25 protein-coding genes and 1 tRNA gene are annotated in these 25,531 nt (G+C 69.0%); 8 read left to right on the forward strand and 18 right to left on the reverse strand.

The features are described from left to right. Positions 1–5 precede the first annotated feature (5 nt). The 4 genes from treZ to IWX89_RS04790 form a co-directional block, all read right to left on the reverse strand. Positions 6–1,820: a malto-oligosyltrehalose trehalohydrolase gene (gene treZ, locus IWX89_RS04775; protein WP_196902440.1), complete on the reverse strand. Its 1,815-nt coding sequence runs from the start codon at positions 1,818–1,820 to the stop codon at positions 6–8. Continuing rightward, complete coding sequence (gene treY / locus IWX89_RS04780; protein WP_196902441.1) at positions 1,810–4,170, reverse strand: malto-oligosyltrehalose synthase; 2,361 nt, start codon at positions 4,168–4,170, stop codon at positions 1,810–1,812. The genes treZ and treY overlap by 11 nt, the downstream gene beginning before the upstream one ends. Further along, positions 4,167–6,467 (reverse strand): glycogen debranching protein GlgX, encoded by a 2,301-nt coding sequence (gene glgX, locus IWX89_RS04785; protein WP_196902442.1) that lies wholly within the window; start codon positions 6,465–6,467, stop codon positions 4,167–4,169. The genes treY and glgX overlap by 4 nt, the downstream gene beginning before the upstream one ends. 117 nt (positions 6,468–6,584) lie before the next feature. Next, positions 6,585–7,619: an LLM class flavin-dependent oxidoreductase gene (locus tag IWX89_RS04790; RefSeq protein WP_196902443.1), complete on the reverse strand. Its 1,035-nt coding sequence runs from the start codon at positions 7,617–7,619 to the stop codon at positions 6,585–6,587. Between the two features lie 772 nt (positions 7,620–8,391). On the opposite strand from IWX89_RS04790, the gene IWX89_RS04795 reads away from it, so the two are divergent. Further along, on the forward strand, positions 8,392–9,225 hold the full coding sequence (locus tag IWX89_RS04795) for a class I SAM-dependent methyltransferase (RefSeq protein ID WP_196902444.1): 834 nt from the start codon (positions 8,392–8,394) through the stop codon (positions 9,223–9,225). A 34-nt stretch (positions 9,226–9,259) separates the two neighbouring features. Here IWX89_RS04795 and IWX89_RS04800 read toward each other — a convergent pair whose 3' ends face one another. Beyond that, on the reverse strand, positions 9,260–10,231 hold the full coding sequence (locus tag IWX89_RS04800) for an NAD(P)-dependent alcohol dehydrogenase (RefSeq protein ID WP_196902445.1): 972 nt from the start codon (positions 10,229–10,231) through the stop codon (positions 9,260–9,262). A gap of 176 nt (positions 10,232–10,407) precedes the next feature. On the opposite strand from IWX89_RS04800, the gene IWX89_RS04805 reads away from it, so the two are divergent. After that, on the forward strand, positions 10,408–10,611 hold the full coding sequence (locus IWX89_RS04805) for a hypothetical protein (RefSeq protein WP_196902446.1): 204 nt from the start codon (positions 10,408–10,410) through the stop codon (positions 10,609–10,611). Here the strand turns inward: IWX89_RS04805 and IWX89_RS04810 are convergent. Beyond that, positions 10,602–10,976: a hypothetical protein gene (locus IWX89_RS04810; protein WP_196902447.1), complete on the reverse strand. Its 375-nt coding sequence runs from the start codon at positions 10,974–10,976 to the stop codon at positions 10,602–10,604. The genes IWX89_RS04805 and IWX89_RS04810 overlap by 10 nt on opposite strands. Positions 10,977–11,186: 210 nt before the next feature. On the opposite strand from IWX89_RS04810, the gene IWX89_RS04815 reads away from it, so the two are divergent. After that, positions 11,187–11,864: a hypothetical protein gene (locus IWX89_RS04815; RefSeq protein ID WP_196902448.1), complete on the forward strand. Its 678-nt coding sequence runs from the start codon at positions 11,187–11,189 to the stop codon at positions 11,862–11,864. A 67-nt stretch (positions 11,865–11,931) separates the two neighbouring features. Here the strand turns inward: IWX89_RS04815 and IWX89_RS04820 are convergent, their stop codons facing one another. Then, positions 11,932–12,633: a TetR/AcrR family transcriptional regulator C-terminal domain-containing protein gene (locus tag IWX89_RS04820; RefSeq protein WP_196902449.1), complete on the reverse strand. Its 702-nt coding sequence runs from the start codon at positions 12,631–12,633 to the stop codon at positions 11,932–11,934. A gap of 143 nt (positions 12,634–12,776) precedes the next feature. Between IWX89_RS04820 and IWX89_RS04825 the strand changes: the two genes are divergently transcribed. From IWX89_RS04825 to IWX89_RS04845, 5 genes are all read left to right on the forward strand, one after another. Further along, positions 12,777–13,823 carry an NAD(P)-dependent alcohol dehydrogenase gene (locus IWX89_RS04825; protein WP_231382916.1) on the forward strand — a complete coding sequence of 349 codons (1,047 nt, stop codon included), beginning with the start codon at positions 12,777–12,779 and terminating at the stop codon, positions 13,821–13,823. Positions 13,824–13,891: 68 nt separating this feature from the next. Further along, positions 13,892–14,293 carry an SDR family NAD(P)-dependent oxidoreductase gene (locus tag IWX89_RS04830; RefSeq protein ID WP_196902450.1) on the forward strand — a complete coding sequence of 134 codons (402 nt, stop codon included), beginning with the start codon at positions 13,892–13,894 and terminating at the stop codon, positions 14,291–14,293. Continuing rightward, positions 14,290–14,550, forward strand: coding sequence for a hypothetical protein (locus IWX89_RS04835; RefSeq protein WP_196902451.1), 261 nt, complete (start codon positions 14,290–14,292; stop codon positions 14,548–14,550). The genes IWX89_RS04830 and IWX89_RS04835 overlap by 4 nt, the downstream gene beginning before the upstream one ends. A 255-nt stretch (positions 14,551–14,805) precedes the next feature. Then, positions 14,806–16,902: a ribonucleoside triphosphate reductase gene (locus tag IWX89_RS04840; protein ID WP_196902452.1), complete on the forward strand. Its 2,097-nt coding sequence runs from the start codon at positions 14,806–14,808 to the stop codon at positions 16,900–16,902. Then, complete coding sequence (locus IWX89_RS04845) at positions 16,899–17,552, forward strand: anaerobic ribonucleoside-triphosphate reductase activating protein (RefSeq protein ID WP_196902453.1); 654 nt, start codon at positions 16,899–16,901, stop codon at positions 17,550–17,552. Before IWX89_RS04840 ends, IWX89_RS04845 begins: the two co-directional genes overlap by 4 nt. Positions 17,553–17,578: 26 nt before the next feature. Here IWX89_RS04845 and IWX89_RS04850 read toward each other — a convergent pair whose 3' ends face one another. The 11 genes from IWX89_RS04850 to proB all read right to left on the reverse strand — a co-directional run bounded on the left by IWX89_RS04850 (position 17,579) and on the right by proB (position 25,522). Continuing rightward, the gene (locus IWX89_RS04850) at positions 17,579–17,983 is read right to left on the reverse strand and encodes a YchJ family protein (protein ID WP_307836424.1); all 405 of its coding nucleotides are present in this window, start codon (positions 17,981–17,983) and stop codon (positions 17,579–17,581) included. Between the two features lie 73 nt (positions 17,984–18,056). Further along, positions 18,057–19,379, reverse strand: coding sequence for an erythromycin esterase family protein (locus tag IWX89_RS04855; RefSeq protein WP_196902454.1), 1,323 nt, complete (start codon positions 19,377–19,379; stop codon positions 18,057–18,059). After that, on the reverse strand, positions 19,376–19,618 hold the full coding sequence (locus tag IWX89_RS18965) for a hypothetical protein (protein WP_307836425.1): 243 nt from the start codon (positions 19,616–19,618) through the stop codon (positions 19,376–19,378). Before IWX89_RS18965 ends, IWX89_RS04855 begins: the two co-directional genes overlap by 4 nt. After that, a complete protein-coding gene (locus tag IWX89_RS04860; protein ID WP_307836426.1) occupies positions 19,597–20,715 on the reverse strand; it encodes a phosphoribosyltransferase in 1,119 nt (372 codons plus the stop codon). Before IWX89_RS04860 ends, IWX89_RS18965 begins: the two co-directional genes overlap by 22 nt. Before the next feature lie 178 nt (positions 20,716–20,893). Then, positions 20,894–20,969: transfer RNA gene (locus IWX89_RS04865), tRNA-Ala, on the reverse strand. A gap of 88 nt (positions 20,970–21,057) precedes the next feature. Beyond that, positions 21,058–21,435 (reverse strand): ribosome silencing factor, encoded by a 378-nt coding sequence (gene rsfS / locus IWX89_RS04870; protein WP_134507504.1) that lies wholly within the window; start codon positions 21,433–21,435, stop codon positions 21,058–21,060. 40 nt (positions 21,436–21,475) lie between these two features. Beyond that, positions 21,476–22,465, reverse strand: coding sequence for a hypothetical protein (locus IWX89_RS04875; protein WP_196902455.1), 990 nt, complete (start codon positions 22,463–22,465; stop codon positions 21,476–21,478). A 47-nt stretch (positions 22,466–22,512) separates the two neighbouring features. Continuing rightward, positions 22,513–23,106 carry a nicotinate-nucleotide adenylyltransferase gene (gene nadD / locus IWX89_RS04880; RefSeq protein ID WP_196902456.1) on the reverse strand — a complete coding sequence of 198 codons (594 nt, stop codon included), beginning with the start codon at positions 23,104–23,106 and terminating at the stop codon, positions 22,513–22,515. A gap of 13 nt (positions 23,107–23,119) precedes the next feature. Next, positions 23,120–23,320 carry a hypothetical protein gene (locus IWX89_RS04885; protein ID WP_196902457.1) on the reverse strand — a complete coding sequence of 67 codons (201 nt, stop codon included), beginning with the start codon at positions 23,318–23,320 and terminating at the stop codon, positions 23,120–23,122. Positions 23,321–23,392: 72 nt separating this feature from the next. Beyond that, positions 23,393–24,664 carry a glutamate-5-semialdehyde dehydrogenase gene (locus IWX89_RS04890; protein WP_196902458.1) on the reverse strand — a complete coding sequence of 424 codons (1,272 nt, stop codon included), beginning with the start codon at positions 24,662–24,664 and terminating at the stop codon, positions 23,393–23,395. A 9-nt stretch (positions 24,665–24,673) separates the two neighbouring features. Next, the gene (proB, locus tag IWX89_RS04895) at positions 24,674–25,522 is read right to left on the reverse strand and encodes a glutamate 5-kinase (protein ID WP_196902459.1); all 849 of its coding nucleotides are present in this window, start codon (positions 25,520–25,522) and stop codon (positions 24,674–24,676) included. Positions 25,523–25,531: the final 9 nt, after the last annotated feature.

The raw sequence follows: 25,531 nt of genomic DNA on the forward strand, positions 1-25,531 counted from the left end.
CGCGGTCATCGGTCCCGCTGGTGGAGCGGGGCCGCGCTTCCGGGCCGGTCGCGGAACACGACGACGGCGTGCCCGGCCAGGGTCAGCCCGCCCTCGTGCGTCGCGACGACTGCGTCACCTGACGCGGCGAACGACGCGGCCGGCCGGCCGGCCGGCGTGGCGACCCGGCAGGGGTCGACGCCCAGGTTGACCACGATCTCCGTCTCGCCGCGGCGCAGGCTGAGCCGGCGTTCCCGCTCGTCGAAGTCCACCTGGATCCGGTCGAATCGGGGGTCGGTGAAGCCGGGGACGGCCCTGCGCAGGGCCGCCAGGGCCTGGTAGTACGACAGCAGGCGGGCGTGGCCTGGTTCATCCGGCTCTGTCCAGTCGAGCCGGGACCGGGTGAACGTCTGCGGGTCCTGGGGGTCAGGGACCAGGGCCGGGTCCCAGCCCATCCGGGCGAACTCGCTGATCCTGCCCTTCCTGGTGGCTTCGCCGAGTTCGGGCTCCGGGTGCGAGGTGAAGAACTGCCACGGTGTGCGGGCTCCCCACTCCTCTCCCATGAAGAGCATGGGAGTGAACGGGCCGAGCAGGGTCAGGGTCGCCGCGATGGCGAGCTGGCCGAGGTCCAGCTGGGCGCTCAACCGGTCGCCGATGGCACGGTTGCCGATCTGGTCGTGGTTCTGGCTGGCGACGACGAGGCGCCAGGCCGGCATCCGCTCGGTGTCGATCGGGCGGCCGTGGGTGCGTGCCCGGAAGCTGGAGAAGGTGCCGTCGTGGAAGAAGCCGTGGGTGAGCACCCTAGCGAGGGCGCCGAGCGGCTCGAAGTCGGCGTAGTAGCCCGTGGTCTCGCCGGTCAGGGCGACGTGCACCGCGTGGTGGAAGTCGTCGCTCCATTGCCCGGTGAGCCCGTAACCGCCCGCCTCCCTGGTGGTGATCAGGCGCGGGTCGTTCAGATCGGACTCGGCTACCAGGCTGAGCGGGCGACCGACGTGCGCGCTGAGGGCATCGACCTCGATGGCGAGTTCCTCGAGCAGGTGGGTGGCCCGGTCGTCGTGCAGGGCGTGCACCGCGTCCAGGCGCAGGCCGTCGACATGGTAGTCGCCGAGCCACATCAGGGCGTTGTCGATGATGTACCGACGCACCTCGTCCGAGTCGGGGCCGTCCAGGTTGAGCGACGATCCCCAGGTGTTCCCGGCGGCGGCGCTGAGGTAGGGCCCGAATTTGCCCAGGTAGTTGCCGCTCGGTCCGAGGTGGTTGTAGACGACGTCCTGGATGACCCCGATGCCGGCCGCGTGGCAGGCGTCGACGAAACGGCGGTAGGCGGCCGGGCCGCCGTAGCCCTCGTGCACCGCGTACCAGAGCACGCCGTCGTAGCCCCAGTTGTGGGTGCCGTTGAACGCGTTCACGGGAAGCAGTTCGACGAAGTCCACGCCGATCGACGCGAGGTGGGCCAGTTTCCCCGCCGCGGCGTCGAGCGTGCCCTCGGGGGTGAATGTGCCCAGGTGTAGCTCGTAGATGGTGCTTCCGGCCAGCTGGCGGCCGGTCCAGGCCTGGTCGGTCCAGGCCCCGCCGTGATCCACGGTCCGGGACAGCCCGTGCACGCCGTTCGGCTGGTGCCGGGAGCGAGGGTCGGGGAACGGCCCGTCGCCGTCGACCCGGAAGCCGTAGTCGAGCGGGCCGGTGTCCTCCGGCCGCGATGCCCGCCACCAGCCGTCGCCGGCCTGGGTCATCGGACGGGTCGTGTCGGCGAGCACCAGTTCCACGGTGTCCGCGGCCGGAGCCCAGACCTCGAAGGACTCCTCGAACGATTCACTGTCCTCGAACTTCTCACTGGGCATGTCGGCCGCCTTTCGTCGATTCGCGCCGGTCGGTGGCGTCCTCGGTCACGAGCAGCGCCACCGGGTAGCGTGCCAACAGGTCGGCCAGCCTGATCGACCCGCCGTCGAAACGGATGCCGGTGAGCAGGTCGACGACCGGGCGGCCGGCGAGCACGATGGTCGTGTCCTCCCACCCGCCCGCGTCGGCCAGGCCGAGCGGGAGGCGGGTCGCGACGGTGACGGCCTCGCCGCGGTCGAAGGCGATGACGTGCCCGGCCCGTGCCCCGAAGGCTGGGACCGGCGCGTAGCGGAAGAACCGGCCCGGCTGATCCCGGCGCAGTCGCAGGGCACGGCTGGTGACCAGGAGTTTGGCCGCACCGCTCTCGTCGACCTCCGGCAGCCATCCGTCGTCGATCCGGGTCAGGTAGTCGCGCCGGAGCGCGTAGTCGACGGGGCGGCGGTTGTCGGGGTCGACCAGGGAGGTCTCCCACAGTTCGCTGCCCTGGTAGACGTCGGGCACGCCGGTGGTGGTGAGCTGCACGAGTTTCGCGGAGAGGGAGTTGCTCCAGCCCGCGTGCCGCACCCGATCGACGAATCCGCTGATCGTGCCGGCGACGGGCTCGTTCCCGGTCGTCGCGGCGGCGAGGTCGCGCAGGGCCGTTTCGAAGGCGTCGTTCTGGTCTGTCCAGGTGGTCGAGGTGCCGGCCTCCCGCGCGGCCTTCTCCGCGTAGGCGCCGAGACGTTCGGGGCCGGCCGGCCAGGCGCCGATCACGGCCTGCCAGAGCAGGTTCTCGAACGGGGCCTCGCCGAGCGGCGCCGCCTGGCGGAGCGATTCCAGCGCTGTCGCCCATTCGGCGGGGACCTCGGCGAGCACGTTGATCCTGGCCCGCACGTCTTCGCCGCGTTTGGTGTCGTGGGTGGAGAGGGTCGTCATCGAGCCGGGCATGGTGGCCTGCCGCAGTTGCTGGCGGCGGTGGAACTCGGCCGGGTCGATCGCGAATTCCGACGGGTCGGCGCCTACCTCGTTGAGCGAGGTCAGCCGGCTGTACCGGTAGTAGGCGGTGTCTTCGACGCCCTTGGCCATCACCATTCCGGAGGTCTGCTGGAACCGGACGGCGGCGGGATGCGCCGGGTCGCCGAGCACGGGCAGCAGCAGGTCGATCGTCGGCCCCAGCTCGGGGCGACGGGCGACGGCGGCCCGCGCGGCAGCCTGCAGCCGGTCGATCCCGACCGGGAGATAGGACCGGTAGACCGGGAAGCAGGCGAGCAGTTCGGCGATCGCGTCGGCGGGGTCGGCGATCTCCGGCACCAGCCTGGCCAGTCGCAGCACCTCGGCGCGCAGCGTCCGGTCGGCGATGGTGCGTTTGTTGGCGTGCACCAGCTCCTCCCAGGCGAGCGCGTCGGCACCCTCATCCAGGCGGCCCGCTTCGCGCTGCAGGCGGGCCTCGAGGGCGTCGAGAGCGTCTTCCCCTGCCGGGTCGACGAGCACTCGGTCGAAGTCGCCTAGCGCGTCGTAGCCGGTGGTGCCGCTGGTGGCCCAGGTCGCCGGCAGCTGTTCGTCGCCCTCGAGGATCTTCTCGACGAGCACGTAGGCGCCCCTGGTGGACGCGCGCAGCCGGTCGAGGTAGCCGCCCGGATCGGCCAGGCCGTCGGGGTGGTCGACTCGCAGGCCGTGCACGAGCCCGTCCCGCACCCAGCGCACGATCTCCCGGTGCGACTCCTCGAACACCCAGGGCACTTCGACCCGGATCCCGGCCAGGCTGTTGACGGCGAAGAAACGCCGGTAGTTCAGGTCGGTGTCGGCGCGACGCCAGTTGACGAGTTCGTAGTGCTGGCGGGAGTGCACGGTGCGCGCATCCGCCCCGTCATCGGCGCTGCCGGGCGCGAGCGGGAACCCGTTGTCGAAGTAGTGCAGCTCGTCGCCGACGACCTCGAGCCGATCGAGCTCGTCGTCACCGTCTCCGAGAACCGGGAGCAGGATGCGACCGGCTCCGGCCTCCCAGTCCACGTCGAATGCCTCGGCGAAGCGCGAGTCCTGGCCGCCCGCGAGCAGGTCCCACCACCACGCGTTGTGCCGTGGCGTGGCCACCCCGACATGGTTGGGCACGATATCGACGAGGATTCCGCGCCCCGCGCCCGTCGCCGCGGTCGCGAGGCGGAGGAGGGCCTCCGGCCCGCCGCGCTCCGGGTCGACCGTGGAATGGTCGACGACGTCGTAGCCGTGGTCGGAGCCGTCCTCGGCCGCGAGCAGCGGAGAGAGATAGAGCCAGTCAGCGCCAAGGGCCGTGACGTAGTCGAGGATGCCGGCGGCGGCATCCAGGTCGAAGTCGGCCGTGATCTGGAGACGGTAGGTCGAGAGCGGGATCCTCACGCGGATTCCTCCGGCTTGGTGCGGGGCTTCCGCACTCTCTTCACCGGCTTCGCGGCAGGTTCGGCCGGCGCTGCGGCTTCCGTTGCTCCGGCTTCCGGCGCGGCGTCTTGCGCCGGGACGTCAGTCGGGATCGGTGAACCGGCCAGGGCGGCGAGCGAGGCCGCCACCGAGTGGTCGGGGGCGGTTTCGGGCGGCTGGTAGGCGCGCAGCACGACGAGCGATCGGCTCGACACGGTCTGCACCGCGCCGGCGGCGTGCGGCACGGCGTCGGCTCCCCGCCCCGCGGTGTCGACGACGATCTCCCAGGCCGGCGCGTAATCGGTGGGAGGCAGGGTGAAGTCCACGTCGTCGGGGTCGGCGTTGAAGATCAGGAGGAAGTTGACGTCGGTGACGTTCTCACCACGGGCGTTCCGCTCCCGGATTCCCAGCCCGTTCAGGAACATGCCCACGGTGCGCGCGCGGTTCTCGTCCCAGTCCTGGGACTGCATTTCCTTGCCGTCGCTGTTCAGCCAGACGATGTCGGGCAGCGAGTCGCCCTCGGCGCGCTTGCCGGGGTGGCCGTCGAAGAACCGGCTGCGCCGGAAGGTGGGGTGATCCCGCCGCAGGCGCGACACGGCCGCCGTGAACTCGATCAGCGGGTGATCGGCCTCGTCCCAGTGGATCCAGCTCAGCTCGGAGTCCTGCGCGTAGGTGTTGTTGTTGCCCTGCTGGGTGCGTCCCAGCTCATCCCCGTGCAGAATCATCGGCACCCCCTGGGAGAGGAGCATGGTCGCGAGGAAATTGCGGTGCTGCCTGGCCCGCAGGGAGCGGATCTCGGGGTCGTCGGTGGGCCCTTCCGCGCCCATGTTCCAGGATCGGTTGTGAGACTCGCCGTCGTTGTTGTCTTCGCCGTTGGCGTCGTTGTGCTTCTCGTTGTAGGAGACGAGGTCGGACAGGGTGAACCCGTCGTGTGCGGTGACGAAGTTGATCGAGGCCACGGGCCGGCGGCCGGAGTGCTCGTAGAGGTCGGCTGAGCCGGTGATGCGCGAGGCGAACTCACCCAGCGTCGACGGCTCGCCGCGCCAGAAGTCGCGGACGGTGTCGCGGTACTGCCCGTTCCATTCCGTCCACTGGGCCGGGAAGTTGCCGACCTGGTAGCCGCCGGGGCCGACGTCCCACGGTTCGGCGATGAGCTTGACCTGGGACACGATCGGGTCCTGCTGCACGAGCTCGAAGAAGGTGGACAGCTTGTCGACGTCGTAGAGGTCGCGGGCCAGCGCCGAGGCCAGGTCGAAACGGAAGCCGTCGACGTGCATTTCGATCACCCAGTACCGCAACGAGTCCATGATGAGCTGCAGGGAGTGCGGATGCCGCACGTTGAGCGTGTTGCCGGTGCCCGTGTAGTCCATGTAGTAGCGCTTGTCGTCGTCCATCAGCCGGTAGTAGGCCTGATTGTCGATGCCCTTGAAAGAAATGGTCGGGCCGAGGTGGTTGCCCTCCGCGGTGTGGTTGTAGACCACGTCGAGGATGACCTCGATGCCGGCGTCGTGCAGGCTGCGCACCATCCCCTTGAATTCCTGCACCTGCTGGCCGCGGTCGCCGGTCGACGAGTACGCGTTGTGCGGGGAGAAGAAGCCGATGGTGTTGTAGCCCCAGTAGTTGTTCAGCCCCTTCTCTTCGAGGGTGCCGTCGTTGACGAACTGGTGCACCGGCATCAGCTCGATGGCGGTGACGCCGAGCTTCTGCAGGTGGTCGATGACCGACGGATGCGCGACGCCCGCGTAGGTGCCGCGCTGGGATTCCGGCACGAGCTCCTGCAACTTGGTGAGCCCCTTGACGTGGGCCTCGTAGATCAGCGATTCGCTGTACGGCGTGCGCAGCGGGCGGTCGCCGACCCAGTCGAAGAACGGGTTGACGACGACGCCCAGCATCATGTGCGACGCGGAGTCGTCGTCGTTGCGCGAATCGGGGTCGCCGAAGTTGTAGGAGAACAGCGACTGGTCCCAGTCGATGGTGCCGCACGTGGCTTTCGCGTACGGGTCGAGCAGCAGCTTGTTCGGGTTGGCGCGCTGCCCGTTTTCCGGGTCGTAGTCGCCGTGCACCCGGTAGCCGTAGCGCTGTCCGGGTTGCACGAGCGGGAGGTAGCAGTGCCAGATGAACGCGCTGGACTCGATGACGTCGATGCGGGTTTCGCCGCCGTCGTCATCGAACAGGCAGAGTTCCACCTTGGTGGCGGCCTCGCTGAACAGGGCGAAGTTCGTTCCGCTCCCGTCATAGGTGGCGCCGAGTGGGTAAGCAGTTCCAGGCCAGGTTTCCAAGGGACTCCTCAGGGTTTTTCGGATCGTTACAGGTGCCCGGCGGCGGCCGCAGAGCACACCAGTACGCTACCGTCTCCGGGAGACTGCCACGTCCGGCGGAACCGCGGCGACGCCGAATCAGGCCAGTTGCTCGCGCACGAGCGGGGCCACCTGGGTGCCGTAGAGCTCGATGCTGGTCATCAGTTTCTTGTGGGCGAGCGTGCCGAGGCTGTACTTGAGGTCGAACCGCGACAGGCCGAGGCCCTTCGCGACGGCGGCGATCTTGGTGGCGACGGTCTCGGGCGAGCCCACGAAGAGGGCGCCGTCAGGGCCGGCATCGTGCTCGAACCGTTCCCGGCTGACCGGGCCCCAGCCTCGTTCGCGTCCGATCCGCTCCTGCATGGCCGCGTAGTGCGGCCACATCTCCTCGCGGGCCTGGGCATCCGTCGCCGCGACGTACCCCGGCGAGTGCTCGCCGATCGGCTGGGTCGGCTTCTCGAACTGGGCGAGGGCACGGTGGTAGAGGGCGACCAGCGGCTCGAACGCGAGCGGCGAGCCGCCGATGACGGCCAGCATGAGCGGCAGGCCGTAGTGCGCGGCGCGCACGACCGACTGCGGGCTGCCGCCCACCCCGATCCAGGTGCGGAGCGACCCGGATGCGGTGGGCGGGTAGACGCTCTGGTTGTTCAGCGCGCCCCGAGTTTCCCCGGCCCAGGTCACCGGCTTCTCCTTGAGCAGTTCGGTGAAGAGGTTGAGCTTCTCCTCGAAGAGGAGCTCGTACTGGTCGAGTTCCAGGCCGAAGAGCGGGAACGATTCGGTGAACGAGCCGCGGCCGAGGATGACCTCGGCCCGCCCGTTCGACACGGCGTCGAGGGTCGAGAAACGCTGGAACACTCGCACGGGGTCGTCGGAACTGAGCACGGTGACGGCTGAGCCGAGCCGGATGCCGCGGGTCTGGCCCGCAATCGCGGCGAGCACGACCTCGGGCGCCGACACGGCGAAGTCCCTGCGGTGGTGTTCGCCGATGCCGAAGAAGTCCAGCCCGACCTGGTCGGCCAGGACCGCCTCGGCGACCACGTTCCGCAGCACCTGCGGCTGGGGAAGCAACTCCCCCGCCGCGTCGAAGGTCACGTCTCCGAAGGTGTCCAGTCCCAATTCGATCTTCTGCGCCATCGTCGTCCTCCCTCAGTCAATTTGCATGCAAATGCATTCAACAGGGGAACCGCGCCGGCGCCTGCCTTATTCCGGAGACTCCGATCCCGTCGTTCGTGGCGTCAGGCGAGCTTCACCCAGTTCGATTGGGCCGGGTCGCCGCCGACCTTGCAGACCACAGGCTGACGATCTCCTTGCCGCGCTGTTCCCGGTCCGCCCAGATGGTGGTCAGGGGTTCTCCGGCGGTCGATCGCTTCAGGTCCAACGGGCTTTCAATCCGCAAGGGAACGAGGAGGAGCTGGGCCATCCGCGTTAATTCAAGGACCGCAGCCTGCTCAGACGAGGACGATGCAAGCACCCCGGGGCCGTCATTGCCCGTCGCGACCAGTCCGGTCAGCCCGACGGCCAGGACTCCCGGTCCGCCGGCGGATTGGCCCTCGACGCCAGGGACACCGCGCCGCCTTGCGCGATGATCCCGTTCCCGGCCGGGATTGTTCCGATGTAGCCTCCGGTCGGAAAGGAGACCGTGCCCATGGCATGGATGGCGTCGACGCCGTGAGGGGACGAAACGAGTACCGTGTCGCCCTGGGTCGACGCCTGTTCTCGTCGTCTCAATGAGCGACGAGCATGCGCGCACCGTCGCTCGCTTGCATTCTGGCCTCCCCCGCTTGCAGGGACGAGCAACTCCTCAACGTCCGCCCCGGGGCTTCCTCCTGGCCGCCCTGAGGGTCTAGCGTCATCACGAGAGCCACGACAGAAGGCACCTGCGACAAGACCGAGAGGAGTGCGCGCCGTGATCGTCCCAGACCAGGGCTTCTTCGAACCCGCACGCATCGCCGAGCACTATCGCCGGTACCTCCAGCCGTACCTGTTCGACCCGTGGGCCCGGCGCCTGGTCGAGTTCGTGGGCCCCCGCTCCGGCCAGATCGTGCTCGATGTGGCAGCCGGCACCGGTGCCGTGGCGCGCGCCGCGGCATCCGCCGTCGGTGCCGGCGGGCACGTGATCGCCAGCGACATCAGCCCGGCGATGTTGTCCGCGCTGACGGCGGCCGTGGCGGCCGAGCCCGGTTCGGGCGCGGCACGGATCGAGACCCTCGTCTGTCCGGCCACGGAGATCGACCTGCCCGACGCATCCGTTGACATCGTCTTCTGCCATCAGGGGCTCCCCTTCATGCCGGATCGGGTCGCTGTCGCTCGGGAGATGCGACGTGTGCTCCGGCCGGGCGGCACGGTTGCCGTTGCGGTCTGGGCGCTCGGTGAACGGCTGGAACCGTTCGACACCTACGCGGAATTCGTGCGCCGCAACCTGCCCGACTCACCGTTCGCGCGGGCGATGGCCGGCGGCACGCTCTCGATGACCACGGACGGCGTGGCTGCGGCTTTGGCGGGCGGCGGATTCGAGCAGGTCGCCGCGTCACGGGAACGCCTCACGCTTCGCTGGCCCACTCCGGGAGACGAAGCCAGTGGGATTGCCGGCACCCCGTTCGGCCCGGAGGTCGCATCATTGGGCCCGGATGCCGCAGCGGCGTTCCTCGCGGACCTGGCCGTTGCCCTGGCCGGTGCCGATGGGGCGACGGTCCCACACTCGGTGGCAGCCATCTTCGGTCGCGGAACGGCAGCCCGGTAGCCTTCCCGTGGCTGTCGGCGAGTTCGCGCGACAGTCAGGCTTGATCCGCCAGGCTGATCACGACGCTGCCGGTCTTCTGACCCGTCTCCACATACCGGTAGGCGTCGACGATGCGGTCCAACGGATACGTCCGGTCGACGACCGGGGTGAACGTCCCGGCCTCGATCAGTCCCCTGATGAACACGATCATCGCCTGGTCGTGGGTGGGGATGGGGAACATCACCCTCGTGCCGGAATGCAGTGAACCGGCCAGGGCGAGGAACGGGTTCTCGGCGCGGGGGCCCAACTCCGTGGAGATGTAGATCCCGCCGGGCTTCAGAAGCGGCCTGCACCGGCGGAAAGAACTCTTGCCGACGGCGTCGAGGACGACGTCGTACGCCTGGGCGTCTGCGGTGAAGTCCTCCAGTTGGTAGTCGACGACCCGGTCCGCACCCAGTCCCCTCACCAGTTCCACGTTCGCCGTGCCGCAGACAGCGGTCACGCCGGCGCCGAGTCCCGTCACGAGTTGGACCGCCGCCGAGCCGATCGCCCCGCTCGCACCGTAGATGAGCACGTCCTGTCCCGCCGTGATCTTCGCCGCCCGGATCTGGGCCAGGGCGTAGTGCGCGCCCTCCGTGCTCGAGGCAGCCTCCGCGAACGTCGAATTCGCCGGCATGGTCGCGATCGATCCGGTGGCGGGAAGCGACAGGTAGTCGGCGTGGGCCCCGAATGGGCCCTCGTTGTACCCGAAGACCCTGTCGCCGACCTCGAACGCCCGCACGCCGGCGCCGACCTCGTCGACCACACCCGCGAACTCGTTGCCGAGAATGGTCGCGCGCGGGCCGGTCAACCCGGTGAACAGCCTCATGAAGAACGGCTTCGCGGCCCGGCAGGCGCAGTCCGTGCGATTGACGGTCGTCGCGTGGACCCTGACGAGCACCTGCCCGGCTCTGACGGCCGGCCGGTCCACCTCTTCGATCCGGACCACGTCCGGCGGACCATACCGTGTGTGCACCGCTGCCCTCATGACTGGACTCTAGCGAATTGGCCCCTAGCGGGCACGGGTTCTCGGGGTTATCTTGGTGCGCAGAAGCCCGAGCGGCAATGGAGGCGAAAGTCACTACGTGTGAGCTGGGGCTTCCCCTCTGCGCCGGTCCTGCGCGGGAGCAACACCTCGGCCCTCAATCAGGCCATAATCGAGCCATGCAGCCTGATGCCTCCGCACCGACGCCGAAGGAGCTCGCCGCGGCGCGGGCCGACCTCGACCGCTGGGCGCACTACTCGGCCCATCCCGGCTTCATCGCGAAAGCCGGCGGGCAGGACGCGTTCGACGCGGAACATGAGCGGCGGCGGCGTCATGTCACCGAGTTGCATTCCCGTCAGCGGTCGGGTTCCCCTCAACGCTGAGCGGACTTGTCCGCCCTGAATCCTCGAGCGAAAAGCACGATGGCACCGACCAGCGCCATCAGCCAGCCGACGGGGTATGGCAGCACCAGGATGCTCCACCAGATCGAAACCCCGCTGGTGCCGCCGACGCCACCGAGGGCACTCAACGCGAGTATGGCAGCGACCCCGAAAAAGATCAGGATGAAGACCCAGAGCGCGTAGTGGACCACCCGCCGGTCCGGTGTGCCGAGGAAGACCCCCAGCGCCACCAGCCCGCTGCCGGGAAGAATCAGCAGCGCGCCCTCCAAGGGGTCGATGGCTCCGATCAGCATGGCGGCACCGCCGACGGAGAGCAGGATCCGCGACCACAGCGTCTTCGATGTCATGTCGAACTCCCTGGGGCAGACGGGCGGGGCGGATGCCGTGCCCGGCCGCTGTCCCACCTGTCACTGCGCATGATAGACCTCGTCCAGACTCCCTTGACGGCGAGTTTGGCCGCGGGTAGCGTCTGGCCTCAGAGGGCACGGTTTCCCGGCGGACACCTCGTCACGACCGCCCGACCGGAGTCCGGGAAGCCCGCGGAACGGAGGGCCGGGATGCGCTCGCTACTCCTCATCGCCTTCGGCATTGCCCTCGCCGCGCTCCCGGGTTGCGCCGCGCAATCCACGGTGGCGCCATCGAACTCCTCCACGCCGAGCGCGGAGCCCTCGACGCCGACGCAACGCATTGTGCTTCGCCCGGTCACCGCGGCCGGCCGGCCGGCGGGAGGGTTCTCCGTCACCAGCGACACGTCCGTGACGATCGACTGCGGGTCTCCGTCATCGGCGCGCCCGTCGCCGGTCGCCGTCGACGACGACATCCTGGTCTGTTCACCGTCAAGCGCCTATGCCGTCGCCTGCTGGAAGGGCGCCGCACCGGCCACCGCGATCTGTTTCCGCGACCCATGGAGCCCCGACCTGGTCGAAATGACGCTCAGCGGCAGTTTCCCGGCGGCACCGGCCCCCGCCACGCCCCAGCCGCTCGGCCTGGTGCTCAGCGACGGTGACCGCTGCCTGATCCGCAGCGGCGGCGTGTGGAACGACCTGGCCGGTCACCCCGGCTGGTTCGGAACTTACTCGTGCGCCGTGAACGGAGCCGTCTGGGCTGCGGAGGGCGACGGCGTCGATCGGTCGTCACCCCGCTGGACCGTGCAGGTGGCCCCGATCTCGGGTTCCGGGCCGCTGGGAACCCGCGGTGTCGTCACCGCGTTCTTCGTGGCAACGCGCGCCGCCTGACCGCCCGGACTCCCCCGCCCGCCCCAGGTCGAGGCTGAGGTCACCGAACACGGGTTGCACGGCCCGTCTACGACGGGGGCTGCCCATTCGACGAGGTGGCGGCATCCGCGGCCAGGGCCGCCTCGAGGCCGTCGAGGATCACGCCGACTCCGAATCGGAACTCGTTCCCGTAGGCGTAGCCCGGCTGGAGGATGTGGGCCACGGCCATCTCGGACAGGTAAGGGAATTCCGCCATCAGGTCCTGCCTGCCCATGATCTGCTCGGTGGCGGCGCCGATGTCGCCGGACTCGTCGAGCGGGAGTGACGCCTCCTGGAGCGCGAACCCGTGCACGTAGCTGTCGAGGAGGGACATCGCGTGCGCGGCCAGACCGAAGCTGAATCCGGCGTTCCGGAGGCAGCCGATCACGGCATTGTGATGCTTGAGCGTCGCCCGGGTGGTGCGCGAGTCCATCAGGCTGATGGCCCACGGATGCCGTCCGAGCACCGCGCGCGCAGACTCGGCCCCGTCCCGCAGTGCCGCCTGCCATTTCGCACCGTCGGCCGGAAGGGCCATCTCGGCGACGACGACCTCGACCATGCCGTCGAGGATGTCGTCCTTGCCCGTGACGTGGTAGTAGAGAGACATCGCCTCGATTCCGAGTTCGCGGGCGAGCTTGCGCATGCTGAGGGAATCCAGCCCGTCCCGGTCGGCGAGCGCGACCGCCGCCCGCACGGCGCCTTCCCGGGTCACCGGCGCCCGCGTCGACTCGCTCGGTGCCGTCGTCACCATCTCATGCCTCCGTCTGCGTGCCGGCGACCCCGGCCGACGGTCGGTGGGGTGGGCCCTAGACGCACCTTACATCGTATGGTACATTCGTGCCAATCACCTTACGCCGTATGGTGCAGGTGTCACCGAGACCCCAGGAGGGCGAAATGACCAGAACAAACCATTCCAGCAGAGCGACCGTCGGCCGAGGGGTCTCCCCCGAGCCGGTCGCACCGGTCCAGACGATGGAGGCCATCGTGCAGCGCCGCTACGGGTCACCCGCGGTCCTGGGCCTGGAACGCATCGATAGGCCGATGATCGGCGACGACGACGTGCTCATCCGGGTTCGCGCGGCCGCCGTCAACCACGCCGATTGGGTCCTGACGACCGGCCGTCCCATGATTGGCCGGCTGGCCTTCGGTCTGCGGCGGCCGAAAGAGCGCGTCCGAGGCATGGATGTCGCGGGGCTGGTCGAGAGCGTCGGCGCGAACGTGACCGGGTTCCACCCCCGAGACGAGGTGTACGCCCATGTCCCGGCGGGGGGCTTCGCCGAGTTCACCCGCGCACCGGCAGCCCTGGTCTCGCCGAAGCCGGCGAACCTCTCGTTCGAGCAGGCCGCCACCGTGCCGCTGGCGGCGAACACAGCCCTGCAGGGACTCCGCGACGCGGGCGGCCTGCGCGCCGGGCAGCGGGTCCTGATCAACGGCGCCTCGGGAGGTGTCGGCAGCTTCGCCGTGCAGATCGCCCGGGCCCTCGGGGCAGAGGTCACCGGCGTCTGCAGCGGGCGGAACGTCGACCTGGTGCGATCGCTCGGCGCCGACGAGGTGATCGACTACACCCGGCATGATTTCACGGCGAACAACCGGCGCTACGACCTCATCCTCGACCTGATCGGCAACCATCCCGTGCGCTCCTGCATCGACTCCCTCACTCCCACGGGCACGCTCGTGCTCTCCAGCGGCACCGGCGGCCGGGCACTGGGGCCGCTCGGCCGCGTGGTCAGCGGGCTCGTGCTGTCCCGCTTCGTCAGTCAGAGCGTGCGCACATTCGTGGGCACCCCCGGCCGGGAGAACCTCGACCTCCTGCGCACCCTCATCGAATCCGGGAAGGTCACTCCGCTCGTCGACCAGAGCTACCCGCTCCGCGACGTGCCCGAGGCGATCCGCCACTTCGCCGAGGTCCACGCCAGGGGGAAGATCGCCATCACCCTGTGACGCACGGCTCCCCGGCATCCGACCCGGACCCTGACAACCCGACCACGAGAAGGAGCACGACGATTGAAATGAACCCCGAGAAGCCGATGTCCGGTCGAACGGTCCTGATCACCGGGGGCACGGCCGGGATCGGCAGGGCAACCGCCCTCGGCCTGGCCCGGCTGGGGGCGCATGTCGCCATCACCGGGCGGGACCGCGGCCGGGCCGAGGACGCGGCCCGGGAGATCCGCGCGGCCGCGGGAGGCAGGGTGACGGCGTTCGTCGCAGACCTCTCCTCCCAGGGCGAGGTGCACCGGCTGGCCGGCGAGGCTCTCCTGACCCTTCCCCGGATCGACGTGCTGGTCAACAACGTCGGCGGCTACTGGCGTACAACCAGTCCAAACTGGCCAACGTCCTGTTCACCTACGAACTGGCCAGGCGACATCCGGACAGGCTCGTCACTGCGAATGCACTGCACCCGGGCGTCGTGAACACGTCGTTCGGCGGCGAAGACCCGGCCCGCGCGCAACGGCTGCTCGTCCCGCTCCTCCGGCCGTTCATGAAAACCCCGGCCGCCGGTGCCGTCATGTCGATCCGTGTGGCCTCCGCTCCCGATCTCGCGCGATCGACCGGGCAGTTCTTCGCCGGCGGCAGGGCCCGCACATCCTCTCCGCGCAGCTACGACGAGGCCACGGCCTCCCGGCTCTGGCGGGAGAGCGCGCACCTCGTCGGGCTCGGCGCCGGCTGACGCGACGGGTCCCGCGGCCGGCGGAGCAGCCGCGACTCGCCCGTGACGCCGTGATCGGCTGATGTGGTCTGACAACATTTTGGACGACGCTCCGCCCGCGCTCGACTGGAAAACATTGGGCACTAAGTATCCGGCCAGACCACTACATGCAGTTGCGCGGCGCGGTTCGACCACTACATATGGTGTCCGGGCGTAGGGTGGTGATTCAACGGCCCCATCATCCGGATGTCGGCCACAATCCAAGGAACGCCTCGAATGACACCACAAACCATTTCTCCTTTAGGCATCATCAAGCGCACCGGCGCGACCGCACCCTTCGATGCCCAGCGCATCCGTGCCGCCATCAACAGCGCCGGAACCGCGTCGGGAGAAATGACGGATGACGATGCCGACCTCGTCACGAACACCGTCGTCGTGGCGCTCGCCGACCTGGGCCGGGCCTACCCGACCGTCGAACAGGTTCAGGACCTCGTCGAGCAGACCCTGCTCGCCAAGAATTATGCCGCCACCGCCCGGGCCTACATCGCCTACCGGGACCAGCATGCACGCGAACGCGACGTCACCCGCACCACGGTCGACGTGAGCACGTCCATCAACGAATACCTCGACCGCTCCGACTGGCGGGTCAACGCCAACGCGAACCAGGGTTACTCGCTCGGCGGCCTCATCCTGAACACGGCCGGAAAGGTCGTCGCCAACTACTGGCTCTCCAACGTCTATTCCCCCGAAATCGGCAAGGCCCACCGCGAGGGCGAACTGCACATCCACGACCTCGACATGCTCGCCGGCTACTGTGCCGGCTGGTCGCTGCGCGTGCTGCTCGAAGAAGGACTCAACGGAGTGCCGGACAAGGTCGAATCGACTCCCCCGAAGCACTTCTCCTCCGCGATCGGCCAGATCGTCAACTTCCTCGGCACCATGCAGAACGAATGGGCCGGAGCCCAGGCGTTCAGCTCCTTCGACACTTACATGGCGCCGTTCGTACGGATCGACAAGCTCAGCTACGCCGAGGTTCGCCAGGGCATCCAGGAGCTCATCTACAACCTCAACGTGCCCTCCCGCTGGGGCACCCAGACCCCGTTCACCAACCTCACCTTCGACTGGGTCTGCCCGGAGGACCTGCGCGAGCAGGTGCCCGTGATCGGCGGCGTCGAGCAGTCCTTCGCCTACGGTGAGCTCGCCGAGGAGATGGCCGTGATCAACCGCGCCTACATCGACGTGATGACGGCCGGGGATGCCAGCGGCCGTGTGTTCACGTTCCCGATCCCCACCTACAACATCACCGAGGACTTCGACTGGGAATCCGAGAACGCGGACCGTTTGTTCGAGATGACCGCGAAGTACGGCACGCCCTACTTCCAGAACTTCATCAACTCCGAGCTCAAGCCGAACCAGATCCGGTCGATGTGCTGCCGCCTGCAGCTGGACATGCGCGAGCTGCTCAAGCGCGGCAACGGGCTGTTCGGCTCCGCGGAGCAGACCGGCTCGCTCGGCGTCGTCACCATCAACTGCGCGCGCCTCGGCTTCGTGCACCGCGGCGACGAGGCCGGTCTGCTGGCCGACCTCGACCGCCTGCTCGACCTGGCCCGGGACTCCCTCGAGCTCAAGCGCACGGTGATCGACCAGCTCATCGTCGACGGGCTCTTCCCGTACACGAAGCGCTACCTCGGCGCCGGCCTGCGCAACCACTTCTCCACCATCGGCGTCAACGGCATCAACGAGATGATCCGCAACCTCACCGACGACGCGCACGACATCACCAGCGAGGAGGGCCACGGGATCGCCGTGCGCCTGCTCGACCACGTGCGCACCCGCATGATCGAGTTCCAGGAGGCCACCGGGAACATGTACAACCTCGAGGCCACCCCGGCCGAGGGCACGACCTACCGGTTCGCCAAGGAGGACAAGAAGCGCTTCCCCTCGATCCTGCAGGCCGGCACCGTCGCGAACCCGTATTACACGAACTCCTCCCAGCTGCCGGTCGGCTTCACCGACGACCCGTTCGATGCCCTCGACCGTCAGGACGAGCTGCAGACCAAGTACACCGGCGGCACCGTGCTGCACCTGTACATGTCGGAGAAGCTCTCCACGGCCGCAGCCTGCCGCGAGCTGGTCAAGCGCAGTCTGTCGACGCACCGGCTGCCGTACATCACGGTCACGCCGACGTTCTCGATCTGCCCTGACCACGGCTACCTGGCCGGCGAGCACCCGACCTGCACGACCTGCGGAGGTCCGTGCGAGGTCTGGACCCGGGTGATGGGGTACTTCCGCCCGGTCAGCTCGTTCAACATCGGCAAGAAGGGCGAACACGCCGAGCGCACCCACTTCCTCGAAGCCGCGATGGCCCGATGAGCACGCCGGCGTGCGCGGACGACCTGCAGATCGCGGGGCTGGTCAGCCTGTCCACCTGTGACTGGCCGGGCAAGCTCGTGGCGACGGTGTTCCTCCAGGGCTGCCCCCTGGCCTGCACCTACTGTCACAACCCCGAACTGCTCGACCCGCGCACGCCGGGAACCGTCACCTGGCAGCAGGTGCGAGAGCTCCTCGCCAAACGTCATGGCTTGCTTGACGGTGTCGTCTTCTCCGGCGGGGAACCGACCCGCCAGGCCGGCCTGGCCGCGGCGATGCGCGAGGTGAAGGAGCTCGGCTTCGGAGTCGGAATGCACACCGCCGGCCCATACCCGAAACGGTTCGCCGAGGTGCTTCCGCTCTGCGACTGGGTCGGCCTCGACATCAAGGCGCCCGAACATCTGTACGGCGCGGTCACCGGGGTGCAGTCCGCGGCGGCCAAGGCGTTCGCCTGCCTCCGGGTCGCGCTGGATTCCCCGGTGGACCTGCAGGTGCGCACCACGGTGGACCCGATGATCATGTCGGACGAGGACGTGGCCGGGCTCACCGGCATCCTCAGCGACCTGGGCGTGGACGAGCACGTCATCCAGACGGTGCGTTCAGAGGGCGCACGCCCGGAATACGCAGAGCGCCTGGCCGCCCATCTCGCCTGATCCGGCCGGGCCGGCCGGGCGCCACGTCAGTCCGCTGCGTCCAGATAGAGCCACTGGCGATCCACCCGCACGAAGCGGCTGACCTCGTGCTGCCGACTTCGGATGCCGTTGGCGCGGCACTGCGCCGTGAATTCCACCACGCCGTCGGTGTCGAACGGTCCTCCTCGCTCGGTCCGTTCGATGTCGAGGCGCGTCCAGACGAGGCTGGCGTCCAGGTCGAACTCGTCGGGCCGGGTGCTCGGATGCCAGGTCGAGAGCAGGTATCCGACGTCGCCGACCGCGAAGGCGCTGTACCGGGAGCGCATCAACCGTTCGGCGGTGGGAGCGACCGAGACGCCGTCGTGGAGCGGCCCGCAGCAGCCGAGGTAGGAGTCGCCGCTCTGGCACGGGCAGGGCCCAGGGCGGAGGGTTGTCGGTTCACGGGTCGGCACAGCCCCATTATCGGCCACGGCCGGGCGGTGGTCCAAACGGATGCCGCGGCATCCGTGACGCTCCGTGGCGGCCTCAGAACCCGGTCGGCTCGGTCTCGAACTCGTGCTCCTCCGGACGGGGTTCGTGCCGCAGGGGCCGCACCGCGGTGGACTCCTCGCACCAGATCAGTGCGTCGTAGCGGGCACCCATCCGGGTCGGCACATAGTTGCCGACCTCGTGCGCCGGCTGGTAGACGACCCCGATGGCGCGGTGGTTCAGCCAGGCGTTCAGCCAGACGCCGGAGCGGTCGTCGCCGAAGAGGAGGACGGCCGGTCGTCCCAGCGCGCGGTGGAGGATGTCCTCGTGGCTTCCGACGCGCGCCTCAGGCACGGTCATCACGCTCTCCGGCTTGCCCCAGTCCAGCGCGGCCAGCACGTCACCGCGGTGGGATGCGAAGCCGACCAGCACCACCTCGTCCTCGCCGTAGCGCTCACGGAGGAGTTGTCCGACGTTGACGATGCCGTCGATGGCCATGTCCGTGGCCCGGGCGTCGCCGATGTGAGTGTTGTGCTCCCAGATCAGGCCCTTCGACTCAGGGCCGAGGTGGGCCGCCACCCGGTCGATGGTGTCGGCCATGTGCCGGTCGCGGATGTTCCAGGACTCCCGGTCGCCGCGCACCATGACGCGGTAGTAGCGTTCCGCGTTTGCGGCGACTTCCGCGTTCTGACGGGCGTCGAAGGCCGCCTCGTCGTCACCCGGCCGCCCCTGCGTGGTGACACGCACCTGGGAGAGCAGCGCGACCACGTCCGCCTCGCAGGACGCCGGTACAAGCCGGGTGCCCCACGCGTACTGCTGCGGGTCCTCCCCGTAGGGCAGGAAGCACCGCCACGCCTGCATGGCGTCCGCGACGGCTTCGGGGGCGTTCGACTCGAGCCAGCCGATGATCTCGCGCAGGGAATCCCAGAGCGCGTACACGTCGAGGCCGTAGAATCCGACTCGGTCGTTCGCCGGCCGGGCCAGGTTCCAGTCGTGCAGCCAGTCCAGGAAGTCGGCGACCTCCTCGTTGGCCCAGAGCCAGGTCGGCCACCGTTCGAAGAGTGCAAGCAGCCCGCGCACGTCGAGGTCCTGGTTGTCGAGGCCGCGCACCCAGCAGTTGATCCGCCAGCAATCCGGCCAGTCGCCCTCGACCCCGATCCAGCGGAAGCCGCGCTCTTCGATCAGGCGCCGGCTGAGCGCCGCCCGCCAGCGGTAGAAGTCCCCGGTGCCATGGGAGGCCTCGCCGATCCCCACGAAGCGGGCCCCGCCCGCCCGCTCGACCAGGCTGCTCAGGTCTTCCCGAGTGGCCAGCGGGGCGGCGAGGCTGCGGATCTGGTCGGTGATCGCCACCTCGATCGCGGAGCGCCGTTCCCCCGTCATGAGGCGGCCCCCGTCGCGTCGTCCCCGTTCTCGCCCCGCTCCGGGAGGAGATACCGGGAGAACCAGTCGGTGGCCAGGTTGGCGGCGGCGGCGAGGGTGCCCGGTTCCTCGAACAGGTGCGTGGCACCGTCCACGACCGTGAGCCGGTTGCGGCAGCGCATCCGGGCCTGGGCCTGCCGGTTGAGCTCGAGCACGACTTCGTCCGCTCCGCCCACGATCAGCAGGGTCGGGGCTTCCACGAGCGGCAACCGGGCGCCGGCCAGGTCGGGGCGTCCGCCACGGGAGACGACGGCCGAGATGTCGCTGCCCGGCTCCGCCGCCGCCAGAGCGCCGCGCCTGCCCCGGTGCTCGCTCCGAAGTACCCGATCCGGCACTGCGCGGTCTCGGGGCGCTGCCGCAACCACGCGGTGGCCGCGGTCAGCCGGTTCGCGAGCAGTTCGATGTCGAAGACGTTGGATCGGTCAGGCTCCTCGTCGGCCGTGAGTAGGTCCAGGAGCAGGGTCCCCAGGCCGGCCCGGAGCAGCACCTCCGCGACGAACTGGTTGCGCGGGCTGTGCCGGCTGCTGCCGCTGCCGTGCGCGAAGACCACGATCTCGGTGGCGCCCTTCGGCAAGCGCAGATGGCCCTCCAGGAGCACGCCGTCCGCGGGGATCTCGACGTCGCGATCCAGGTCGTCGACGACGACCCGGCCGTTGCGCATCCGCCGGGCTGCCGCATCCAGCAGCACCACGACCTCCTCGTCGCTGGTCGCTGAGAAGTCCCGGTAGTGGTTTCCGACGGCGACCAGCTGGCGCGGCGCCAGGACGCAGACGACCTCGTCGGCCTCGGGAAGGTTCCCGACCGTTTCCGCCGGCACGACCGGCGCAGCCATGATCACCGTTGTCGCGCCGAGGTGGCGGGCCACCTCACAGGCCACGCGGGCCGTGGAGCCCGTGGCGATGCCATCGTCGACGATGACAACGGTGCGCCCGGTCAGATCCACCCGCTCCCGGCCCATTCTGAGTCCGGCGACGCGCTCGTCAAGAAGCGTCTGTTCTCGACGTTCCACGGTGCGGAGCTCCTCCGCGGTCACGCCGGTGAGGGTGAGCACCTCCGTGTTGAGCACGCGGGCACCGCCTTCGCCGATCGCCCCCATGGCCAGTTCGGGCTGGTAGGGAACCCCGAGTTTGCGCACCACGATCACGTCGAGGGGCGCGTGGAGGGCCTCGGCGACCTCGAACGCGACGGGAACACCGCCGCGCGGCAGCCCGAGCACGACCACGTCCCGGTCTCGCAGGTAGAGCAGGCGTTCGGCGAGTTGGCGACCCGCATCCACGCGATCGGCGAAGACGACCATCGTCCGGAACCTCCTTGAGCGAGCGGATGATTGCGCTCCCGCACATCATCCCCCCGACCGGGGCTCCCCGACAGGGGCGAGCCGGACCATACGAGAAAAGACCCGCTCACTGAGCGGGTCTCCAGTATCAAACAAAAAAGACCCGCTCAGTGAGCGGGTCTTTCTTGTCAAACGGTGTTGGTGGATCCGAGGGGATTCGAACCCCTGACCCCCTGCATGCCATGCAGGTGCGCTACCAGCTGCGCCACGGACCCAGATTGTGCTTCGGCCGGATTCCATTTCTTCCGGCCCGAAACAACTTCTCTAGGCTACTACATCCCCAGCCCGGTTGAGTACCAACTGCTACTCCTGGACCTTGTGGGCGGGCAGCTCGATCGGGATGACCGGGCAGTCCTTCCACAGACGCTCGAGGGAGTAGTAGACACGTTCTTCCTCGTGGAAGACGTGAACGACGAGGTCTCCGAAGTCGACGAGGATCCAACGGCCCTCGGCGCGGCCCTCGCGACGCAGCGGCTTGTGGCCGGCCTCAGTGAGTTTGTCTTCGATCTCGCCGGCGATGGCCACGACGTTGCGCTCTGAGCGCCCCGTGACGATCAGAAAGATGTCGGCGAGCGGAAGGGGGTTCGAGACGTCGATTGCGACGAGGTCCTCCCCCGCTTTCGAGTCTGCGGCGGCAGCGGCCAGCTTGAGGAGCTCGAGAGCATGGGCAGAAGCGGTCATCGAATGAATCCCTGAGTTAGTGAAAGCGAATGAAGTGGCATTAGAAGATCTTGAAGACGTAGCCGGCGATGAACAGCGCAACAACGCCGAGGGCGAGCACGCCGACGGTGATCGTCAGGACCGTGGGAAGAGTCACCCCGCGCCTGGCGGGCGGCGCCATGACGCCCCTGGTCGAGGCGTGGGTGCTGACGGCGCGGCTCGCGCTCACCGGGGCGACGTCGTTGTGGTGACCGCTCTCATCGAGCTGGTCGAGCATGTGGTCCATTTCGGCGGAATCGAACAGGTTCGGATGCGCGCCCGTCGAGCCGAGGCTGCGTGGCAGGTCGATCGAGCCGGTGATCATGATCTCGCCGGTGCTGGTCAACGGTCCGGAGGTCGTTCCGTGGTGCGGGATCGACGGCAGGATAAGGGCGTTGGTGGTCGTGGGGATTCCGCCGGCGCTGATCCCGCGGTTCATTAGCTGGTCGAACGGCTCGATCGGCGATCCGCCGGGAAGGGAACCGTCGTCTTCGTCACGATCGAGGGACCAGTGACCGACCGGCGGGTGGAGCACACCGGGGCGGGCCCGGGCAGAGGACGTGGAGGAGGTCTTCGATTCGACGAGGAACTCGACGGGCACGGGCTGCTTCGCTTTGACCTGCGTCGCGTCAACGACGGGAGACTCGGCACCGGGCAACTCGACCGGGGCCGATTCGGACGGGCCCGATTCGTCGTCGTGGCCCTGGGCCAGCTGCAGGGCGCGCAGTTCACGGCGGGTGAGGGTTCGTTCGGGGACGGGCTGGCGCGGGGCGCTCACCGCGGCGGCCCAGCCGGACTTCGTCGCCCTGGGCGCGAACACGGATGCGGCGTCCGGCTTGGCGGCGTCGGGCTTGGCGGCGTCGGGCTTGGCGGCGTCGGGCTTGGCGGTGTCCGGTTTGGCGGCGGCGGGCGTGACCGCGGGCCGCACAGGCGTGGAGCCGGACGAGTGCGTGGGGACATGGCTCGACGAATGCTGCTGGTCTGCCGGGGCAGGCTCGTGCCCCTGGGCCAACTCGCGCGCTTGACGACGCGTCAGTGGCTGTGGGTCATTACCCAACGTCATGCCACACTCCGATACAGATGATGCTTTGAGATGTACTGGACAACCCCATCGGGGACCAGATACCAGACCGGGAATCCCCGGTTCACACGTGCCCGGCAGTCTGTGGACGAGATAGCCAAAGCCGGAACCTCCAACAAGCTTACGTCCTGGTTCGGCAATCCCGAAACGCTGAGCTCATGTCCCGGACGACTCACAGCCACGAAGTGGGCGAGATCCCAGAGCTCCTGGACGTCCTTCCAGCTCAGGATCTGGCGGATCGCGTCGGCGCCGGTGATGAAGAAGAGCTCGGCGTCCGGGCGCTGTGCGTGCAGGTCGCGGAGCGTGTCGATCGTGTAGGTGGGACCGGTGCGGTCGATGTCGACCCGGCTCACCGTGAAGCGGGGATTCGACGCCGTCGCGATGACCGTCATCAGGTAGCGATGTTCGCTGACCGTCACATCGGGCTTCTGCCACGGCTGCCCGGTGGGCACGAAGACCACCTCGTCGAGGTCGAAGCTCTGCGCCACCTCGCTCGCGGCCACGAGGTGCCCGTGGTGGATCGGGTCGAAGGTGCCGCCCATCACACCGATTCTCAGACGGCGCTCCGGCATCGAAACGTCAGCCTCAGTGACCGGCGCGCGCGCCGCCGTGGGCGTCGGCGTATGCCTTCGCCTTGGCCTGGTGGCGGTTGGCCACGTCACGGTACGACCAGACGACGACGCCGAGGGCGGCGAAGGTCACGAGGGCGATCAGGCCGTAGACGAACGTCGGCATGGGCAAGGCGACGTGTTCGGCCTGCGCGAGCACTACGTTCAGGAACGACATGGGTTCTCCATTCAGAGGCGGTTCAAGGGTGCCCGGCAAAAGCGGACGACTCCGACAGTATTCTAGCGGGGCCTACGCGCGCACCTGGCCCGAGCCACGCACGATCCACTTGGTGCTGGTCAGCTCCGGCAGGCCCATCGGCCCCCTGGCGTGCAGTTTCTGGGTCGAAATGCCCACTTCGGCACCGAATCCGAACTCGCCGCCATCGGTGAACCGGGTGGAGGCGTTGACCATGACGGCGGCGGAGTCGACCTCGGCCAGGAACCGCTCGGCGTTGACGACGTCGTTGGTGATGATCGACTCGGTGTGCCCGGTCGAATAGCGGCGGATGTGCGCGATCGCGTCATCGAGCGCGTCGACAACGGCCACCGAGACCTCGAGGCCCATGTACTCGGTGCCCCAGTCTTCCTCGGTCGCCGGCACCGCGGACGGGAAGATCTCCCGCACCCGCGGGTCCCCGTGGATCGTCACGCCGGATGCGGCGAGCTTCGCCAGCACGCCGGGGAGCAGCCGTGCGGCGGCATCCCGGTGCACGAGGAGCGTCTCGAGGGAGTTGCAGACGCTGGGCCGCTGCACCTTCGAATTGTGCACGATCTCCACCGCCCAGTCAGCATTGGCGCTCTCGTCGAGGAAAATGTGCACGACTCCCGCCCCGGTCTCGATCACGGGAACCTTCGACTGGTTCACGACCGCCTGGATCAGGCCGGCACTTCCCCGGGGGATGAGCACGTCGACATAGCCGCGGGCCTGCATCAACAGGGTGGCCCCCTCGCGCCCGAACGGGTCGATCGTCTGCACCGACTCCGCGGGGAGCCCGGCCGAGCCGATCGCCTGCTGCAGCAGGCCGACCAGGACCCGGTTGGTGTTCTCCGCGGCGGACCCGCCGCGGAGCACGACGGCGTTGCCGCTCTTCAGCGCGATCGCGGCGATGTCGACGGTGACGTTGGGCCTGGCCTCATAGATGACCCCGACCACGCCGAAGGGCACCCGCACCTGGCTGATCCTGATGCCGTTGGGCAGGCTCCTCCCCCGCACCACCTCCCCGATCGGGTCGGTGAGCAGGGCGATCTGCTCGACGGCGGCGGCCAGTCCTTCGATCCGGGCCTCGTCCAGCATGAGGCGGTCGAGCATCCCGGCGGACAGGGCGTTCTCGCGGCCGGCGGCCAGGTCGGCACGGTTGGCGGTGAGGATGTCGGGGACGTTCCCGCGCAGCGCGGCGGACACGGCGGACAGCGCCCGGTTCTTCACCTGGGTGGGTGCGGCGGCGAGGGCGACCGACGCCCGCCGGGACGCCTCGAGGATCGGCGTGAGCTGGACAGTTTCGGTCAGGGTCTGTGAGGACATCCCGGCAGTTTACGCGACGGGGCTGCCGGAGTGCTGGGTGGTCTGACCGGCGGGGCTGCCGGGCTGCACGGTGGACGCGCCGGAACTCGGTTCGAACCACGTTCCGACCAGGTCACCGCGGAGAGCCTCTGCGACCAGCGCCGTCGAGGTGACCAGGACGGCGGTGCCGGCGTCGGCCGCGATCCGGGCCGCCGACACCTTGGTGCCCGCACCCCCGGTGCCCACACCGGAACGGCTTGCGCCGAATTCGACGCCGGGCAGCCGGTCGCCGGCCCCGACGTGCGAGATCGGCTCGGCGCCCGGCAGGTGCGGCGGGCGGGTGTAGAGAGCGTCGACGTCGCTGAGCAGCACGAGCAGGTCGGCCTTGATCAGGGTGGCGACGAGGGCGGCGAGCCGGTCGTTGTCGCCGAACCGGATCTCGTGAGTCGCGACGGTGTCGTTCTCGTTGACGATCGGCAGGATGCGCAGCCCGAGCAGCCGGTCCATGGCCCGGTGCGCGTTACTGCGGTGCGACGGGTTCTCGAGGTCGCCGGCCGTGAGGAGCACCTGGCCGGCGACGATGTCGTACCGGTCGAGGCTGTCCTGGTAGCGGAAGATCAGCAGGTTCTGGCCGACGGATGCCGCGGCCTGCTGGGTGGCCAGGTCGGTGGGCCGTTCGTCGAGCTGGAGGTAGGGCATGCCCGTGGCTATGGCTCCGGAGGACACGAGCACGATTTCCGCTCCGCGCCCGTGGGCCGTGGCGAGGGCGTCGACGAGTGGGGCGATCTGGCCGGCGTTCTCTCCGCTGATCGAGGACGATCCGACCTTGACGACGATGCGCGCCGCCGACGCGATCTCATTCCGTGCGAGCACGCTCATTCCCTGGCC

The sequence above is a fragment of the Cryobacterium sp. MP_M3 genome, from assembly GCF_015752155.1.
Classification (GTDB): Bacteria; Actinomycetota; Actinomycetes; order Actinomycetales; family Microbacteriaceae; genus Cryobacterium.

What these genes read in the sequence shown, in the direction of transcription:
- treZ (WP_196902440.1), bottom strand. Translation starts at nt 1,820, where the DNA reads ATGCCCAGTGAGAAGTTCGAGGACAGTGAATCGTTCGAGGAGTCCTTC.
- IWX89_RS04860 (WP_307836426.1), bottom strand. Translation starts at nt 20,715, where the DNA reads ATGGTCGTCTTCGCCGATCGCGTGGATGCGGGTCGCCAACTCGCCGAA.
- IWX89_RS04810 (WP_196902447.1), bottom strand. Translation starts at nt 10,976, where the DNA reads ATGACATCGAAGACGCTGTGGTCGCGGATCCTGCTCTCCGTCGGCGGT.
- IWX89_RS04800 (WP_196902445.1), bottom strand. Translation starts at nt 10,231, where the DNA reads ATGAGGGCAGCGGTGCACACACGGTATGGTCCGCCGGACGTGGTCCGG.
- IWX89_RS04855 (WP_196902454.1), bottom strand. Translation starts at nt 19,379, where the DNA reads ATGACGGGGGAACGGCGCTCCGCGATCGAGGTGGCGATCACCGACCAG.
- IWX89_RS04830 (WP_196902450.1), top strand. Translation starts at nt 13,892, where the DNA reads ATGAACCCCGAGAAGCCGATGTCCGGTCGAACGGTCCTGATCACCGGG.
- IWX89_RS04825 (WP_231382916.1), top strand. Translation starts at nt 12,777, where the DNA reads ATGACCAGAACAAACCATTCCAGCAGAGCGACCGTCGGCCGAGGGGTC.
- nadD (WP_196902456.1), bottom strand. Translation starts at nt 23,106, where the DNA reads ATGCCGGAGCGCCGTCTGAGAATCGGTGTGATGGGCGGCACCTTCGAC.
- IWX89_RS04790 (WP_196902443.1), bottom strand. Translation starts at nt 7,619, where the DNA reads ATGGCGCAGAAGATCGAATTGGGACTGGACACCTTCGGAGACGTGACC.
- IWX89_RS04840 (WP_196902452.1), top strand. Translation starts at nt 14,806, where the DNA reads ATGACACCACAAACCATTTCTCCTTTAGGCATCATCAAGCGCACCGGC.
- IWX89_RS04805 (WP_196902446.1), top strand. Translation starts at nt 10,408, where the DNA reads ATGCAGCCTGATGCCTCCGCACCGACGCCGAAGGAGCTCGCCGCGGCG.
- rsfS (WP_134507504.1), bottom strand. Translation starts at nt 21,435, where the DNA reads ATGACCGCTTCTGCCCATGCTCTCGAGCTCCTCAAGCTGGCCGCTGCC.
- proB (WP_196902459.1), bottom strand. Translation starts at nt 25,522, where the DNA reads ATGAGCGTGCTCGCACGGAATGAGATCGCGTCGGCGGCGCGCATCGTC.
- IWX89_RS04885 (WP_196902457.1), bottom strand. Translation starts at nt 23,320, where the DNA reads ATGTCGTTCCTGAACGTAGTGCTCGCGCAGGCCGAACACGTCGCCTTG.
- IWX89_RS04820 (WP_196902449.1), bottom strand. Translation starts at nt 12,633, where the DNA reads ATGGTGACGACGGCACCGAGCGAGTCGACGCGGGCGCCGGTGACCCGG.
- IWX89_RS04845 (WP_196902453.1), top strand. Translation starts at nt 16,899, where the DNA reads ATGAGCACGCCGGCGTGCGCGGACGACCTGCAGATCGCGGGGCTGGTC.
- IWX89_RS04890 (WP_196902458.1), bottom strand. Translation starts at nt 24,664, where the DNA reads ATGTCCTCACAGACCCTGACCGAAACTGTCCAGCTCACGCCGATCCTC.
- IWX89_RS04815 (WP_196902448.1), top strand. Translation starts at nt 11,187, where the DNA reads ATGCGCTCGCTACTCCTCATCGCCTTCGGCATTGCCCTCGCCGCGCTC.